14 protein-coding genes are annotated in these 15641 nt (G+C 55.0%); 1 reads left to right on the forward strand and 13 read right to left on the reverse strand.

The window, feature by feature from the left end; genetic code table 11:
* Positions 1-19: 19 nt before the first annotated feature.
* From MKZ15_RS21030 to argC, 6 genes are all read right to left on the reverse strand, one after another.
* Complete coding sequence (locus MKZ15_RS21030; RefSeq protein ID WP_155608206.1) at positions 20-1258, reverse strand: argininosuccinate synthase; 1239 nt, start codon at positions 1256-1258, stop codon at positions 20-22.
* A 23-nt stretch (positions 1259-1281) separates the two neighbouring features.
* Positions 1282-2244 carry an ornithine carbamoyltransferase gene (argF, locus tag MKZ15_RS21035; protein WP_155608207.1) on the reverse strand — a complete coding sequence of 321 codons (963 nt, stop codon included), beginning with the start codon at positions 2242-2244 and terminating at the stop codon, positions 1282-1284.
* 4 nt (positions 2245-2248) lie between these two features.
* Complete coding sequence (locus tag MKZ15_RS21040) at positions 2249-3490, reverse strand: acetylornithine transaminase (RefSeq protein ID WP_339817885.1); 1242 nt, start codon at positions 3488-3490, stop codon at positions 2249-2251.
* Between the two features lie 64 nt (positions 3491-3554).
* A complete protein-coding gene (gene argB, locus MKZ15_RS21045; RefSeq protein ID WP_155608209.1) occupies positions 3555-4340 on the reverse strand; it encodes an acetylglutamate kinase in 786 nt (261 codons plus the stop codon).
* Positions 4341-4408: 68 nt separating this feature from the next.
* Entirely contained in the window at positions 4409-5644 is a 1236-nt protein-coding gene (gene argJ / locus MKZ15_RS21050) for a bifunctional glutamate N-acetyltransferase/amino-acid acetyltransferase ArgJ (protein WP_339817888.1), read from the reverse strand.
* A 39-nt stretch (positions 5645-5683) separates the two neighbouring features.
* The gene (argC, locus tag MKZ15_RS21055; protein ID WP_339817892.1) at positions 5684-6736 is read right to left on the reverse strand and encodes an N-acetyl-gamma-glutamyl-phosphate reductase; all 1053 of its coding nucleotides are present in this window, start codon (positions 6734-6736) and stop codon (positions 5684-5686) included.
* Between the two features lie 231 nt (positions 6737-6967).
* On the opposite strand from argC, the gene MKZ15_RS21060 reads away from it, so the two are divergent.
* Positions 6968-7669 carry a PIG-L family deacetylase gene (locus MKZ15_RS21060; RefSeq protein ID WP_339817894.1) on the forward strand — a complete coding sequence of 234 codons (702 nt, stop codon included), beginning with the start codon at positions 6968-6970 and terminating at the stop codon, positions 7667-7669.
* A 219-nt stretch (positions 7670-7888) separates the two neighbouring features.
* Here MKZ15_RS21060 and MKZ15_RS21065 read toward each other — a convergent pair whose 3' ends face one another.
* The 7 genes from MKZ15_RS21065 to MKZ15_RS21095 form a co-directional block, all read right to left on the reverse strand.
* The gene (locus MKZ15_RS21065; RefSeq protein WP_339817895.1) at positions 7889-8782 is read right to left on the reverse strand and encodes a YitT family protein; all 894 of its coding nucleotides are present in this window, start codon (positions 8780-8782) and stop codon (positions 7889-7891) included.
* 45 nt (positions 8783-8827) lie between these two features.
* Positions 8828-9938, reverse strand: a protein-coding gene (gene prfB / locus MKZ15_RS21070; RefSeq protein WP_155608213.1) for a peptide chain release factor 2 whose coding sequence is annotated in 2 segments (ribosomal slippage) — positions 8828-9865 and positions 9867-9938 — 1110 coding nt in all. Because the reading frame shifts where the segments join, the coding sequence is not laid out codon by codon here.
* A gap of 132 nt (positions 9939-10070) precedes the next feature.
* On the reverse strand, positions 10071-12578 hold the full coding sequence (gene secA, locus MKZ15_RS21075) for a preprotein translocase subunit SecA (protein WP_155608214.1): 2508 nt from the start codon (positions 12576-12578) through the stop codon (positions 10071-10073).
* Positions 12579-12800: 222 nt separating this feature from the next.
* Positions 12801-13352 carry a ribosome-associated translation inhibitor RaiA gene (gene raiA / locus MKZ15_RS21080; RefSeq protein WP_155608215.1) on the reverse strand — a complete coding sequence of 184 codons (552 nt, stop codon included), beginning with the start codon at positions 13350-13352 and terminating at the stop codon, positions 12801-12803.
* A gap of 130 nt (positions 13353-13482) precedes the next feature.
* Positions 13483-13992 (reverse strand): VanZ family protein, encoded by a 510-nt coding sequence (locus MKZ15_RS21085; protein WP_339817898.1) that lies wholly within the window; start codon positions 13990-13992, stop codon positions 13483-13485.
* Between the two features lie 128 nt (positions 13993-14120).
* Positions 14121-14318 carry a cold shock domain-containing protein gene (locus MKZ15_RS21090; RefSeq protein ID WP_114497214.1) on the reverse strand — a complete coding sequence of 66 codons (198 nt, stop codon included), beginning with the start codon at positions 14316-14318 and terminating at the stop codon, positions 14121-14123.
* Positions 14319-14550: 232 nt separating this feature from the next.
* A complete protein-coding gene (locus MKZ15_RS21095; RefSeq protein WP_339817901.1) occupies positions 14551-15627 on the reverse strand; it encodes a glycosyltransferase in 1077 nt (358 codons plus the stop codon).
* Positions 15628-15641: the final 14 nt, after the last annotated feature.

Here is a 15641-nt window from a genome sequence, read left to right on the forward strand (position 1 = left end):
ATTCGAAACTTGCTTTCGCTTACTTGCCGCTATTCTGCGCCACACCCGTGCCGACTTTCAGCCGGAGCGCGTTCAGATGGATGAAGCCCGTGGCGTCGCCTTGGTCGTACGCCTGCGTCGGATCAGCCTCCATCGTGGCGATGTCCGGGTTGTACAAGCTGACCGGGCTCTTCACGCCAGCGGCGATGATGTTGCCTTTGTACAGCTTCACGCGCACCGTACCTGTCACGTTCTTCTGGCTCTCCGTCACCAGCGCCTGCAGCGCCAGACGTTCCGGCGCAAACCAGAAGCCGTTGTAGACGAGCGTGCTGTAGCGGGTGATCAGGCTGTCGCGCAGGTTCATGACCTCGCGGTCCATCGTCAGCGACTCCATTTTGCGATGGGCCGTGAACAGGATCGTCCCGCCCGGCGTCTCATAGACCCCGCGACTCTTCATGCCGACGAAGCGGTTCTCGACCATGTCGACGCGGCCGATGCCGTGCTTGCCGCCCAGCTCGTTCAGCTTCTCCATCACCGCGAGTGGATTCAACCGATCACCGTTCAGCGCAACGCAGTTGCCTTGCTCGAACTCCAACTCCAGATATTCTGGCTGATCCGGCGCATCCTCCGGCGATGCGCTAAGCAGGAACATGTCTTTGTTCTCCGGCGCGGACGCGTCGAACCATGGATCCTCCAGCACGCCACTTTCATAGCTGATATGCAGCAGGTTACGGTCCATCGAATACGGCTTCGCCGCTGAGGCCGTAACCGGGATGCCGTTCGCTTCGGCATAAGCGATCATTTCCGCCCGTCCCGGGAACCGGTCGCGGAACTCGCTCAGCCGCCAAGGGGCGATGACGCGGATCTCCGGCGCCAAAGCAGCCGCAGCCAGCTCGAAGCGCACCTGGTCGTTGCCTTTGCCGGTCGCGCCATGAGCGATGGCCGTTGCGCCTTCCGCGCGGGCGATCTCCACCATCCGCTTCGCGATCAGCGGGCGGGCGATACTGGTGCCCAGCAAATATTGACCTTCATACAAAGCGCCCGACTGGAACATCGGATAGATGAAGTCCTTGGCAAATTCGTCGCGAAGGTCGTCGATATAGACTTTGGAAGCCCCGGTCGCTAGCGCCTTCGCCTCAAGTCCATCGAGTTCCTCCTTCTGGCCGATATCCGCCGTAAACGCGATGATTTCCGCATCATAAGTCTCTTTTAACCACTTTAGGATTACCGACGTATCCAAGCCTCCGGAGTACGCCAGTACGATTTTTTCCTTTGCCATGATTCCTAGTCCTCCCCGAATAATTATCCCATCAATGCGGCCATCAGCGCTTTTTGCGCGTGCAGCCGGTTCTCCGCTTGGTCAAAAATAATCGAATGCTCGCCGTCGATCACACCTTCGCTCACTTCCTCGCCCCGGTGGGCCGGCAGGCAGTGCATAAAGACATAATCCGGTTTCGCATGCCGCGCCAGCTGTTCGTCGACCTGGTAATCCCGGAAGGCAACTTCGCGTGCCTTCTGTTCCTCCTCGAAGCCCATGCTCGCCCAAACATCCGTGTAAATGGCGTCCGCGTCTTGAACCGCTGCCTTCGGATCGCGAACCACTTCTATAACCGCCCCCGTCGCTTTGGCGATTTCTTGCGCGTCCGCCACGATTTGCGGGTCCGGTTCATACCCTTCCGGGCTGGCAACCGATACATGTACGCCAAGCTTCGCTCCGCCGATCATCAGCGAGTGTGCCATGTTGTTGCCGTCGCCGATGTAGGCGAGCTTGAGTCCTTGCAGCGTGCCTTTATATTCGTATAGCGTCTGATAGTCAGCCAGCACCTGGCACGGGTGCGCCAAATCGCTTAAGCCGTTGATAACCGGTACAGTCGCATAACGGGCCAGATCAACCACCTTATCATGACCGAAGGTTCGGATCATGATCCCGTCCAGGTAACGCGACATGACACCCGCCGTATCGGCGATCGTTTCGCCGCGTCCGAGCTGGATATCGTTTTTGCTGAGAAAAAGAGCGTGTCCCCCCAGCTGATACGTCCCCACTTCAAAAGACACCCGCGTCCGCGTCGACGATTTTTCAAAAATCAAACCGACGGTTTTCCCTTTCAACGGTTGATACTCTTCGCCATTCTTCTGCTTGCGCTTCAGCTCGATAGCCAAATCAATCAGATAATGGATCTCTTCGGTTGTGTAATCCGTTAGTTCTATAAAATCGCGGCCGCTGAGATTCATGCTGCTGCGTTTCGATGGTTCCAGCAATGTCATGGGTTCAGTTTCCCTCCTTGGCTAAATAAGCAGCGATAACCTCGGCCAAGATCGCTACGGCCTGGTCAATCTCTTCCTTCGACACCTTGAGGTTTGGCAGCAGGCGGATCACATCCGGGCCGGCGGTGACGAACAGCAGCCCGTGTTTTTGCCCGAGCAGGACAATGTCGCCAACGGGGCCGGCGCATTCGATGCCGATTAGCAAGCCTTTACCGCGCACCTCTTTGACAAACGACTCCCCCTTAAACGTCTCCTTCAGGAGACCCACCAAGTAGTCGCCCATCTCCGCGGCATGCTCCGGAATGCGCTCCTCCTGCATCGTCTCCAGTGTCGCGATGATCGCCGACGTTACGACGGGGTTCCCGCCAAACGTTGAAGCGTGGCTGCCCGGAGGAAACGCCTCGCGCAAATATTCCTTGGCCAGCATCGCCCCGGCCGGCAAGCCGCTGGCAATCCCTTTGGCCGAGGTGAAAATATCCGGCTCGATGCCGTAATGCTGATGCGCAAACCAAGCGCCCGTACGTCCCATGCCGGTTTGCACCTCGTCAATGATCAGTAGCAGGCCTTGTGCCTTGCACAGCTCGGCCAGCTCCTGCACGAACGCCGGCTCGACCGGATACACGCCTCCTTCGGCCTGCACCATCTCCAACATGACCGCCGCCGTTTGCGGGCCGATCGCCGCTTTCAATGCCGGGATGTCATGCAGAGGCACGGTCTTAAACCCTTCAGGGAGCGGCAGGTAGCCGTCCTTCACCTTTTGCTGGCCGGTGGCGGTCAGCGTGGCCAGCGTCCGGCCATGGAAGGACTGCTCGAATGTAATGATCTCGTAGCGGTTCGTCCCTTTGACCTTCTGATGGTAGCGCCGCGCCAGCTTGATCGCCGCTTCGTTCGCTTCGGCACCGCTGTTGCAGAAGAAGACGACGTCCGCACAGCTGATCTCCGTCAGCTTCCGCGCTGCAGCTTCCTGCTGCGGGATGTGGAAAAGGTTGCTCACATGCCATAGCTCATCCAGCTGCGCCTTGACCTTAGCCGCTACCTTCTCCGGGGCATGCCCCAGGTTGGCGACCGCAAGGCCGCTCATGAAATCGAGGTAGCGGTTCCCCTTGTCGTCCCACAGCCAGCTGCCTTTTCCTTTGACCAAATGAATCGGGTACCGAGCATAACTTGGAAACAACGCGCTGGGGTTGCTCCCTTCCGCGGCGGCTGCCGAAACCGTTGCGGCATCTTTCAGATCGCTTTGCGCCATCGTATCTTCCACTCCCATCTTCTTCATGATTAATTATTAATATAACCCTGTGCCCACCAATTCGCTACGCCATGCGTACAATTCGGGTCCCGATGCGTTCGCCGGACAGCACTTTGCCGAGTACGCCAGGTTCGCTGCCGCCTACAATGACGGCTTCCTTCACACTGCCGCTGATGCAGGCCACCGCAGCCCGCACCTTCGGGATCATACCGCCGTAAATTTCTCCGGTGGAGATCATATCTTCGATTTGCTGTACGGTAATCGAATCAAGTACCTTTCTTTCGGTACCTGTCATTTTCAAAATCCCCGGCACGTCCGTTACAACGATCATTCGTGAAACGCCAAGTGCGGAAGCGACAGCACCCGCGGCTGTATCCGCGTTGATGTTATAGCGCTGCGCGCCGTTGGCATCGATGCCGACGGGGGCAATGACAGGGATATAGCCGAGGTCAAGCACGCCGCCAATCAATTCGGCATTGACGTCCGTCACGTCGCCGACGAGCCCAACCTCTTTGTGGTTCGCGACGGGTCTTGCCTGCAGCAAACCACCGTCCACGCCGGACAAGCCCAGCGCTTTTCCGCCGTTTTGGTTGATGCGGCGGACGATCGTTTTGTTGATACTGCCTGCCAACACCATTTCCACGACATCCAGCACTTCCTCGGTCGTATAACGCAGTCCGCCGACGAACTTGCTCTCGATTCCCAGCTTGCCCAGGTTCTCCGAAATTGCGGGTCCGCCGCCGTGCACGATGACCGGCTTTACTCCGTCCTTCTGCAGTTGCACAAGGTCGGCAAAAAAAGAATTCGGCAGCTCCGCGAGCGTGCTGCCGCCACATTTCATCACAAACATTGCTTGGTTGTCTCCTTTCCGGAGTCGGAGTTTATCTCATCTGGTTAATGATTTATCTGATGAAGTCGTTAGGTTCGATAAGCCGCATTGATGCGGACATAGTCATAAGTCAGGTCACAGCCCCAGGCGGTCGCTTCGCCTGTGCCGTTATGCAGATCGACGGAGATGGCCACGCTGTCGCCTTTCAGATAGGCAAGCGCCTCTTCCTCATCGAAACGAATTGGGCGTGAGCCTTCCAGGACGACGATGTCGCCCAGCTTGATGTCCACCGTCTCCGGGTTGACCGGCTCGCCAGCGCGGCCGACCGCAGCGATGATGCGACCCCAGTTGGCGTCGGCGCCAAACACCGCCGACTTCACAAGGCTTGAGCCGACGATCGTCTTGGCGATTGTGCGAGCGGAGTTGTCGGTCACAGCGCCGCGGACCGTCACTTCCACGAGGCGCGTTGCGCCTTCGCCGTCGCGGGCGATCGCTTTCGCCAGCGTCTCGCAGACGTGGCGGAACGCGGCAGCGAACGCATCCCAATCGGCATGCCCGGTCGACAGCTCCCGGTTGCCGGCCAGCCCGCTGGCCATCGCCAGCAGCATGTCGTTCGTACTCGTATCGCCGTCGACCGTGATCATGTTAAACGTCACGTCGGTCGTCTGCCCGAGCAAACTTTGCAGCGCCTGCGGCTCAATGGCGGCGTCGGTCGTGACGAACGCCAACATCGTAGCCATGTTCGGGTGAATCATCCCCGAACCTTTAGCGGCCCCGGCGATCGTCACCTCGCGGCCGTCCACGTCAAGCTTCACGCATACCTCTTTCTTCACGAGGTCCGTGGTCAGAATCGCTTGGCAGAACTGCTCGGCCCCCTCGCCGTTCGCCGCCAAAGCCGCCGGCAAACCCACGATGCCGGCGTGAACCCGATCCATCGGCAACAGCTCGCCGATGACGCCGGTGGAGGCTACGGCGACTTCGTCCTCGCCGAGCCCAAACGCTTCCGCCGCCGCGGCGCGCATCGCGTACGCGTCGGCTTCGCCCTGCGCGCCCGTGCACGCGTTGGCGTTGCCGCTGTTCACGACGACGGCCCGCAGCCGCCGCCCCCCCGACGCGACGCTCTCACGCGTCACTTTCAAAGGCGCGGCCTGGAATACGTTCGTCGTATAAACGGCCGCGGCCACCGCCGGCACCTCGCAGAGGATCGCGCCGAGATCGTTGCGCGTCGTCTTTTTCAGGCCGCAATGCAGCCCGCCAGCCTGGAACCCTTTGGGCGACGTGATACTCCCCTCCGGCGCTGTACGAAATAAACTAACCACTCCCATGACGAACTCCTTTCAAAAGCCTGTATAAGTTGAATAAACCTATGGATAAACTGGCGTCAGCTTCAAACCGGTCGTTTCCTCCCAGCCCATCATCAGGTTCAGGTTCTGAATCGCCTGACCCGCAGCCCCCTTGACCAGATTGTCGATCACGGACACGATCGTCAGCCGTCCCGTGCGCTCATCCGCCGCAAAGCCAATGTCGCAATAGTTGGAGCCGAACACTTCTTTGGTCGCCGGCCATTTACCTTTGTCTCGGATTCGGACGAACGGACGCCCTTCGTAATACTGACGATAAAGCTGAACCAAATCTTCCTCCGTATAAGCACCCTTGAGCTGGGCGTACATGGTGCACATAATCCCCCGCGTCATCGGCACCAAATGCGTCGTGAACGTCACCGTCACCGGCTCACCGGCGATATGGCCTAAAGTTTGCTCGATCTCGGGGATATGCTGATGTTTGTTCACTTTATACACTTTCATATTTTCATTGATTTCCGCGTAGTGGTTTGTCAAATTCATGCCCCGGCCCGCACCGGACACGCCAGACTTGGCATCGATGATGATACTCGACGAATCAATCCAGCCTGCGCTCAGCGCCGGGATCAAGCCGAGAAGCGTTGCGGTTGGATAGCAGCCCGGGTTGGAGACCAGCTCCTTGCCCTTCACCTCGTCACCATAAATTTCGGCTAGGCCGTACACGGCCTGGGTAAGCCATTCATCCGCTGGGGCTTCGTGTTTATACCAAGCCTCGTATTCACGGCCGTCTTTGAGCCGAAAATCGCCGGACAAGTCAATCACCTTCAGCCCCGCCTCAAGCAGTTGGGGCACCAGCTTAGCGCTGACCCCGGACGGCGTTGCGGTAAACACTACATCGACCTTCGCCGCAAGCTCCTCCGGATTCAAGCCGTCCAACGGTTGAACGATAATCTCCGATAAATGCGGGAATCCGTCCGTCAATGGCTCTCCGGCGCTGGAGACGGATATGACCGACACGATCTCGGCATGCGGATGTCCCCATAAAAAACGAATCAGCTCCACGCCCCCATACCCCGTGGAACCGACGATGGCTACTTTTACTTTTTCCCCATTCACGACGTTTACCTCGCTTTCTCTCCCGATGGATAAGCCTATGAAATCAACAATATGCATTATTCCGAAGTAAATATGTATTATTATACGGCTGAACTTATATAAATACAACAACTCTCGCAAAAAAATTCCCTCCCATGTCAGGCTTCCCATCGCCGGCTTTTATTGCAGGGCCCGAATCAAGTATAGTAAGAGGGAGTCCTTATAGACCGCAGATGAAGGAGGAGATGCAACATGACGACCGGTAAAACCATCGCATTCGTATACGCTCATCCCGATGATGAGACATTTGGCTGTTCTTATCTAATCCGGCAAATCGCCGATGAGGGGGGCACCGCCGTCCTGCTGACGGCGACTAGGGGAGACGCCGGTAAAACCGGGCATTTAGGAGAAATGACACGCGAACAGCTGGCTGCCCGAAGAGACAAGGAATTGGACAAAGCTGCAGCGATCCTGGGCATCTCTGTCGTTGAGCAGTTAGGGCTGCCCGACGGTAAGCTGAAGGAGGCAGACCCGGCTATGCTGCAAGCGAAGATCGCCGACTTTTTGCAACGGCATCAGGTCGAGGTGGTGGTCACGTTTCCAGAGGATGGCCTATCCGGACATCCGGATCATATCGTGATCCATCATGCCGTGAATGAGGTCGTGTTTGGCGGCCAAGCGCCTTCCGTACAGAAGCTGTACTATAACCAATTGGGATCGTATTCTTCGGATCATTCCAGCGTATTGCGCGTGGAAGCCGGTAATCGCTGGGAAGCCAAACGCCAAGCACTGGCCGCCCATGAATCGCAAATCTGGAGCGTGGAGCGGGTGTTTGGCCCGTTGGGCCCTGCAATTCCGCCCGGCCACCAGTTCGAGTCGTTTGAGTTGGTCTGGGAACGAGGCGTAAAGTATCCGCAAAAAAACGAGTCCTCGATCTACGACGACTTGCTATAAAAAAAACCGTCCGAGCTTCTTCGGACGGTTTTTTCCATTGTTCGAGAGGTATAGGACTTACTGTGCGGGGACCTTGCATGATTATCCCGTTCGATCAGATCTCTGGGTCGACCGACAAACCCGGCTTGTTTAAACTCCGTGCAGTCCGTCCAGTTCCCCTTATCAAAAGGGATAATGGTGCAAAGAAGCGATAAAGAGACTCCCCTTGGTGAGGCGATGTTACTCGCCCTGCACTCTCTTGAACCCTTCGCCTAACACCTCATGAGCATTTGTAATGATCACAAAAGCGGTCGGATCCAGCGTCTGCACCAGCGTCTTCAGCCGCGTCACTTCGCTTTGCCCGACGACGACCATCAACACGGTCCGCGCATCCCCGGTGTAACCGCCGCGACCGTCCAGCTTGGTGAGTCCTCGGTCCAGGTGGGTCAACACCGCCTGCGAAATCTCCTCCGTCCGCTCCGCAATGATGTAAGCGACCTTCGTATAATTGAAGCCCATCTCAATGGCGTCGATGATTTTGCCTGTGATATACAGGCCAATCAGGGCGTACAGCGCTTTTTCCGGGGATAGCAGAAATCCTGCCAACGCGATCACGATTCCGTCCATCATCACGACGCAGACGGAGAGGCTGAGGCCGCTGTATTTTTGGATAATTTGCGCCAGGGTGGACAACCCGCCGGTGGATCCCCGGCCCCGGAACACGATCCCCAAACCAAGCCCTACGCCGATGCCTCCATATAAGGAAGCTAGCAGCGGGTCCGTCGTTGGAACGGGCATATCTCGCGTCAAAAAGACGAAGAAAGGCAACACCACGGTGCCGAGCAAGGAACGGATGGAATAATCGCGCCCGAGCAGCAGGTAACCTGCGATAAACAGCGGAATGTTCAAAGCCCACTGGGTGTAGGCCGGCTCGATGTTTAAAAGCGATTGAACGATGATCGAGATCCCCGATACCCCGCCCGAGGCAATATTGCTGGGCACCAGAAACAGATTGAATGCCAAGGCCGTAATTAACGAACCTACGATAATCATCACCGTGTCCAGCGTGTGGCGAACCGGCCCGGTGACCGGAATATATTCTTGTAATCGGCGTTTACGAACTTTCGGCGGCATTCCTGCCCCTCCTTACATGTGGGATGCGTTGGGTGCTCCCGCCGATTAGCTCTCCGTCTTAATCTGGCTACGCAGATAACCGTCGATAAAAGCGTCCAGATCCCCGTCCATCACCGCGCCGACGTTACCCGTCTCCACGGAAGTCCGGTGATCCTTAACCATGCTGTACGGGTGGAAAACGTACGAGCGGATCTGGCTGCCCCAGGCGATATCCGATTGCTCGCCGCGGATCTCGTCCAGCTCGCGTTGCTGCTCCTCGATCTTGCGTTCGTACAGCTTGGAGCGGAGCATCGTCATCGCCCGTTCGCGGTTCTTGATCTGCGAGCGTTCGTTCTGGCACGTCACGACGATCCCCGTCGGAATGTGCGTAATCCGCACCGCCGAGTCGGTCGTGTTGATGTGCTGACCGCCCGCGCCGCTAGCGCGGTACGTGTCGATCTTCAAATCTTCCGTGCGAATGTCGATTTCTACGTCATCGCTAATCTCCGGCACAACGTCGCAGGAGACGAAGGACGTATGCCGGCGTCCGGAAGCGTCGAACGGCGAGATCCGCACCAGGCGGTGCACGCCTTTCTCCGCCTTCAAGTAGCCGTAGGCGTTGTAGCCCTTGATCAACAGCGTAACGCTCTTGATCCCGGCTTCGTCGCCCGGCAGGTAGTCCAGCGTTTCGACTTTGAAGCCGCGTTTCTCCGCCCAGCGGGTGTACATCCGCAGCAGCATTTGGCCCCAATCTTGGGACTCGGTGCCGCCGGCGCCGGGATGCAGCTCGAGAATCGCGTTCATTTTGTCGTAGGGCTGGTTGAGCAGCAGTTGGAGTTCAAACTCCTCCAGCTTCTTCACAAGCGAGGTGACGGAGCTGCCGATCTCCGCAGCCAACGATTCGTCGCCTTCCTCGTCGGCGAGCTCGGCCATCATTTCCAGCTCGTCGTATTCGTTCTGCAACGCCGTGTACTGGTCCACGGAGGACTTCACCGCATTCATCTCGGCGATGAGACCTTGGGCTTTATCATTGTCGTCCCAGAAGTCGGGCGCCGCCATTTTTTCCTCATAGTTGGCGATCATCTCTTGCTTCAGATCTAAGTCAAAGAGACCCCCTAAGGTTGGTTAATTTCTTCGCGATTTCGCGCATGTCCTGTTTCACGTTTGGATCGATCATACGTTGGATCCCCTTTCTTTCTTCGAATTCGCAGCCCAAACGGGCAAAAACGGGCGACCCGGGGATTCCCAGGCCACCCGCTGAATCTTGCTTCAGGCCTTGCAATTTACTTTGCGATCAAAAGATGACCTTTTAAGCGTTTTGGCCGTGGCAGTGTTTGTACTTCTTCCCGCTGCCGCACGGACAGAGGTCGTTACGTCCGATGGTGTCGCCGCGTTTGACCGGACGTTTCTCAGCCGGTTCGCCGCTTGTGGAGATTTTGTCCTCATCCACAACCGCTTGACGTTCCTGGTTCGATTCGACCTGTGCTTTCATGATGTAAGTCGCAACCTCTTCCTGGATGCTGGCGATCATCGCGTTAAACATCTCGTAACCTTCAAATTGATATTCGCGCAACGGATCGGTACCGCCGTAAGCCCGAAGATGAATCCCTTGACGCAGTTGATCCATCGCATCGATATGGTCCATCCACTTGCTGTCTACGGAGCGGAGGGCGATAACTTTCTCGAATTCACGAACCATTTCCGGACCGATGGCTTCTTCACGGGTATCGTATTTAGCCAATACACGCTCAAAAACATACTCGACCATCTCATTAGGTTCTTTGCCCCAAAGATCGTCTTTGGTTACGGAGCCTTCGTCCAGCAGCTTGCTGTTCACGTAATCGGCAACTTCTTGCAGTTCCCAGTTCTCTGGCAGTTCGTCAGCGGTATGCGCTTCAACAACCCGCTCGATAACCGGCTTGATCATATCGAGAATGATCTGCTTGATGTTATCCGATTCCAGCAGCTCACGGCGCTGTTTGTAGATAATCTCGCGCTGTTGGTTCATTACGTCGTCATACTGCAGGACGACTTTACGTACGTCGAAGTTATTGCCTTCGACGCGTTTTTGCGCGGATTCGATCGCGCGGGTGATCATCTTGCTCTCGATCGGTTGGTCCTCCTCGAAGCCAAGGCGGTCCATCATGTTCAGCACGTTATCCGCACCAAACCGCTTCATCAGTTCGTCGCCCAGCGACAGGTAGAATTGCGTGGAACCCGGGTCGCCCTGACGGCCGGCACGGCCGCGAAGCTGGTTATCGATCCGGCGCGATTCATGGCGCTCGGTACCTATGATATGCAGGCCGCCTAAATCGGCCACGCCTTCCCCAAGCAAAATGTCGGTACCGCGGCCCGCCATGTTGGTGGCGATGGTCACGGAGCCCGGTTCCCCGGCGCGGGAGATGATTTCGGCTTCTTCCGCGTGATATTTTGCGTTCAACACTTTATGCTGAACGCCTTTGCGTTTCAGCATTTCCGATACGCGCTCGGAGTTCTCGATGGAGATCGTACCGACGAGCACCGGTTGATTTTTCTTATAACGTTCTACGATTTCTTCTACGACTGCCTTGAACTTACCGTCGACGCTCTTATAGACGACGTCCGCCATATCCTGGCGCTGGTTCGGCCGGTTGGTCGGCACCTGCAGCACTTCGAGGCCGTAGATTTTCTTGAATTCCTCTTCCTCCGTCTTCGCCGTACCGGTCATCCCGGCAAGCTTGCGGTACATCCGGAAGTAGTTCTGGAAGGTGATCGTGGCCAGCGTCATGCTCTCGTTCTGAACCTCGATGCCTTCTTTGGCTTCAATGGCCTGGTGTAAACCGTCGCTGTAACGGCGGCCTTGCATGATCCGGCCGGTGAATTCGTCGACGATCAGCACTTCGTCTTCCGTCACGACGTAATCCACGTCGCGGCGCATGATGACGTTCGCTTTGAGCGCCTGCACTACGTGGTGGTTCAGCGTAACGTGTTTATGGTCATACAGGTTATCAATGCCGAAGACGCGTTCCGCTTTGGCGACCCCTTTTTCGGTCAGCGAAACGGCCTTAACTTTAATGTCTACGGTGTAATCTTCTTCCGGCGTCAGGGTCTTTACGAACCGGTCAGCTGCATAATACAGCTCGGTCGATTTCTGAGCTTGGCCGGAAATAATGAGCGGCGTCCGCGCTTCATCGATGAGAATGGAGTCCACTTCGTCAATGATACAAAAATATAACGGCCGCTGTACCATCTGTTCTTTGTAAAGCACCATGTTATCACGAAGGTAGTCGAACCCGAATTCGTTGTTCGTCCCGTACGTGATGTCGCAAGCATAAGCTTCTTGCTTCTGCTCATGCTCCATACCGTTCAGGTTCACCCCAACCGTCATGCCGAGGAAGTTGTAAATCTGCCCCATCTGCTGGCTATCGCGTTGTGCCAAATAGTCGTTGACGGTAACGACATGAACGCCTTTCCCCAGGAGCGCATTCAAATAAACCGGCAGGGTTCCGACCAGCGTTTTCCCTTCACCGGTTTTCATCTCAGCAATTCTACCTTCATGAAGCGCCATCCCCCCGACCAACTGCACGTCGAAGTGACGCATACCCAGCGTACGCTTGGAAGCTTCCCGTACCGTGGCAAAAGCTTCCGGCAGCAGATCATCCAGCGTTTCGCCCTTCTCGATCCGTTCCCGGAACTCGGCGGTTTTCGCCTGCAACTGCTCGTCCGAAAGTGCCTCAAATTGCGGCTCCAATGTATTAATATAATCTACCGTCTTCATAAGACGTTTGACATCACGTTCGTTCGTGTCGCCAAAAATCTTTTTTACTATTCCCAGCATGATTTACCCCTTTCACGCATAAACAGATGATTTGCCTAAATTGTAACAGTTTGTAAGGCATGCCGCAACACGCCCCATCACGTCTGCACTGCGGTAAAGCGCCTTTGTATACGAATAAAGAGCCCTATCCGCGGGCGGATAAGGCTCGTTTCCTTTGCGTTAGGATCACAGGAATTACCACCTGGTTCAACCAATCGTCATCAATGTACGATCCGTTGGGAGTTAATCCTGTTCAATCAAACCGTATTTGCCGTCATTCCGTTTGTAGACGACGTTGACTTCCTTGGTGTCGATGTTTGAGAAAACGAAGAAGTTGTGTCCTACCATATTCATTTGCAAAATCGCTTCCTCGACGTCCATCGGCTTCAAGGTAAAGCGTTTCGTACGGACCACTTCCAGCTCATCATCGCTTTCATCCAACGCCACGGAGCCTGCAGTCGCGCCTTCTACAAAAAGGCTGTTCTTGGCGCCTTTCTGACGCAGCTTACGGTTGATTTTCGTTTTGTGCTTGCGGATCTGACGTTCAAGCTTGTCCACAACAGCATCCATGGATGCGTACATGTCGTCGCTGCGGTCCTCCGCGCGAAGCACAACGCCGATCAGAGGAATCGTAACCTCGACCGCGTGCAAACCTCGTACCACACTTAATGTGACAGTACCGTCTGAGGTGGGGGGTGCATCAAAGTACTTGTCAAGCCGGCTGAGCTTCTTGTCTACGTAGTCACGCAAGGCCTCAGTCACTTCAATCTGCTGTCCTCGAATACTAAAATTCATAGGGCACTCCTCCTTTGCTTTGCACCTTCATTATACCATGGCGTAAAGGCAAAGTAAAAAGTGTTAAGGGGTCGTAAAGCACCCCGGCATCAATAAAAAATGCTTGCAGTTCAGCAAATGTCCCGTGCGGTCAGGCTCGGCGGCGTTTACCGGCTCCCCGCCAGCGATTCAACAAAATCGTGAACGCAACGCCGCACGCCGCCCCGATCGTATCCAATACCACATCCTGCACCATCGCCGTCCGTCCCGGAGTAAAGCTCTGATGCAGCTCGTCCGTGCAGGCGTAGAGGAACGCGATCAGAATCGCGTAGACGTACAGCCGTCCGCCGTTATTCCGTGCATTCCCGCCCATGGCGTAAACGAGTAGAGCAGCCAGCAGGGCATAGCTGCCAAAATGCGCCGCCTTGCGGATGAAGAACTCGATGAAGCTTGCCCCGCCCACGCTATCCACGCTGATTTCATGCCCGCCGTAGCTAAACCGGATCCCGCCGAACCAGTCGGCGATCGATTGATCGGAGGTGTTTTTTTCGATATCGTGCACTAGGGACTGCTCCTGATACGATTGAGACGAGAACCCAAACAGGATCGCCATCATCGCGATCGCCGGCAGCCAGCGCAGCCAGGGTTGAAGGTTGTGCAAGGGGGTCACCTCGTTTGTTTGTGATATGAATGCATAAGAAAACCCCGGGTTCCCCCGGGGTGTTTGCTAGCGAATCTTCAATTGTTAACCATCGTACCGTTCATATGTAGGTCGGCTGTGCCGGATGATTACAGTTTGATTACGTTAGCGGCTTGTGGACCACGAGCGCCTTCAACGATTTCGAACTCGACGGATTGGCCTTCTTCCAGCGTTTTGAAGCCTTCAGTTTGGATCGCGGAGAAGTGTACGAATACGTCGCCGCCTTCTTCAGTTTCGATGAAACCGTAGCCTTTTTCTGCGTTGAACCATTTTACTTTACCTTGCATGCACTAACATTCCCTTCGTTATCAAATAAGAGTGTGATCCTTGTAACCAAGCCTCACATGTCTGACTATACCACCCGAACTTATCCAGTGTCAATTACCAAGGAAAAGGTTTTACTGTAAGAATTTTGTAAAGATTTGTCGGAATATAGTCAGACACCATTGTATGAGACTAATCACAGTTAAACCTTATTAACCGGGAAGGGAGGGGCGTGAAACAATCATTTACAAAAAGTCAGGACTCATTTATTAATTGCTCCAATCGTGCAATAGAAGGTTGATAATTCATCGAAGCCGCTTTCTTATAGGACTGCACTGCTTCGCTACTATCACCTGTTACCTCGTAAAAAACACCCAAGTTATGGTATGCCGCAAAGCTCCCGGTACCCAGCACGCTCCCCTCTAAATCACTATCGCCAATTTCAAGAGCTCGCTGGTAGTACCTTTCAATCAAAGGAAGCAACTCGCCGAATCGATCTGGATCACTTGAAATAAGCTCCAGCAGATACAACCCTGCGGTAAAAAAGAAATCGGGGTATTCCCACAGAAACTCGCGTTCTCTCTCAATAACATCGAGACCATTTTCCAATTCCCCCGAGGCGATCATTGCATATAAGTAATTAACGATGATGCTTGGAGCGTATCCTTCCGTACGATGCATTAAGCCATAGGCCGTTTGTAGATGCTCATAACTTAAGGAATGCTTCTCAAGTCCCCGGTACTCTTTAGCAATTTGATAGTGGTAGTAAGGATCCAAGGGATTTTCTGCTATGACACTTTGCAAAATCGGGATGTTCCTGTCGCTTTTTGTCTGTCCATAATATCCATCATGCATAATTTCGATATCAACTTTATTTCTAGGGAGACTCGATTCGACCTGTTCATGAATCCTTCCGGCATATCTGCAGGACGACGGAAAAAGTCTCGAAATGTAGATCTGCTCGAAATTGTCGCCGTCCACTGCCCGGAATTTGTCGATCCTCTTCACCTTGCCGATAGCAGGTTTTGAACGAATGAATTCACGTAAGGCTTCTCCGCAATCGTTCGTAATATACTCATCTGCATCCAAGACCAAACACCAGTCACTATTTGCCTTAGACATAGCAAAGTTGCGGGCAGCTGAGAAGTCCTGGATCCACTCAAAATCAAACACCCGGGCACCATACTCCCGGGCTATATCTTTCGTCTTATCAGCGGATCCCGTATCAACGATTACGATCTCATCCACGTACCTAGCCGCACTATCGAGACACCGACGAAGTACGGCCTCTTCATTTTTTGTGATCATTACCAAAGAAACAGTAGGCTCCATAACTTCCTCAACCC

It is taken from the genome of Paenibacillus sp. FSL R7-0216, from assembly GCF_037969915.1.
Lineage (GTDB): Bacteria > Bacillota > Bacilli > Paenibacillales > Paenibacillaceae > Fontibacillus > Fontibacillus rhizolycopersici.

Bases quoted from the DNA above. Each gene is read 5' to 3' on its own strand.
- MKZ15_RS21030 (WP_155608206.1), bottom strand. From the start codon at position 1,258: ATGGCAAAGGAAAAAATCGTACTGGCGTACTCCGGAGGCTTGGATACG.
- argF (WP_155608207.1), bottom strand. From the start codon at position 2,244: ATGACATTGCTGGAACCATCGAAACGCAGCAGCATGAATCTCAGCGGC.
- MKZ15_RS21040 (WP_339817885.1), bottom strand. From the start codon at position 3,490: ATGGCGCAAAGCGATCTGAAAGATGCCGCAACGGTTTCGGCAGCCGCC.
- argB (WP_155608209.1), bottom strand. From the start codon at position 4,340: ATGTTTGTGATGAAATGTGGCGGCAGCACGCTCGCGGAGCTGCCGAAT.
- argJ (WP_339817888.1), bottom strand. From the start codon at position 5,644: ATGGGAGTGGTTAGTTTATTTCGTACAGCGCCGGAGGGGAGTATCACG.
- MKZ15_RS21060 (WP_339817894.1), top strand. From the start codon at position 6,968: ATGACGACCGGTAAAACCATCGCATTCGTATACGCTCATCCCGATGAT.
- MKZ15_RS21065 (WP_339817895.1), bottom strand. From the start codon at position 8,782: ATGCCGCCGAAAGTTCGTAAACGCCGATTACAAGAATATATTCCGGTC.
- secA (WP_155608214.1), bottom strand. From the start codon at position 12,578: ATGCTGGGAATAGTAAAAAAGATTTTTGGCGACACGAACGAACGTGAT.
- raiA (WP_155608215.1), bottom strand. From the start codon at position 13,352: ATGAATTTTAGTATTCGAGGACAGCAGATTGAAGTGACTGAGGCCTTG.
- MKZ15_RS21090 (WP_114497214.1), bottom strand. From the start codon at position 14,318: ATGCAAGGTAAAGTAAAATGGTTCAACGCAGAAAAAGGCTACGGTTTC.
- MKZ15_RS21095 (WP_339817901.1), bottom strand. From the start codon at position 15,627: ATGGAGCCTACTGTTTCTTTGGTAATGATCACAAAAAATGAAGAGGCC.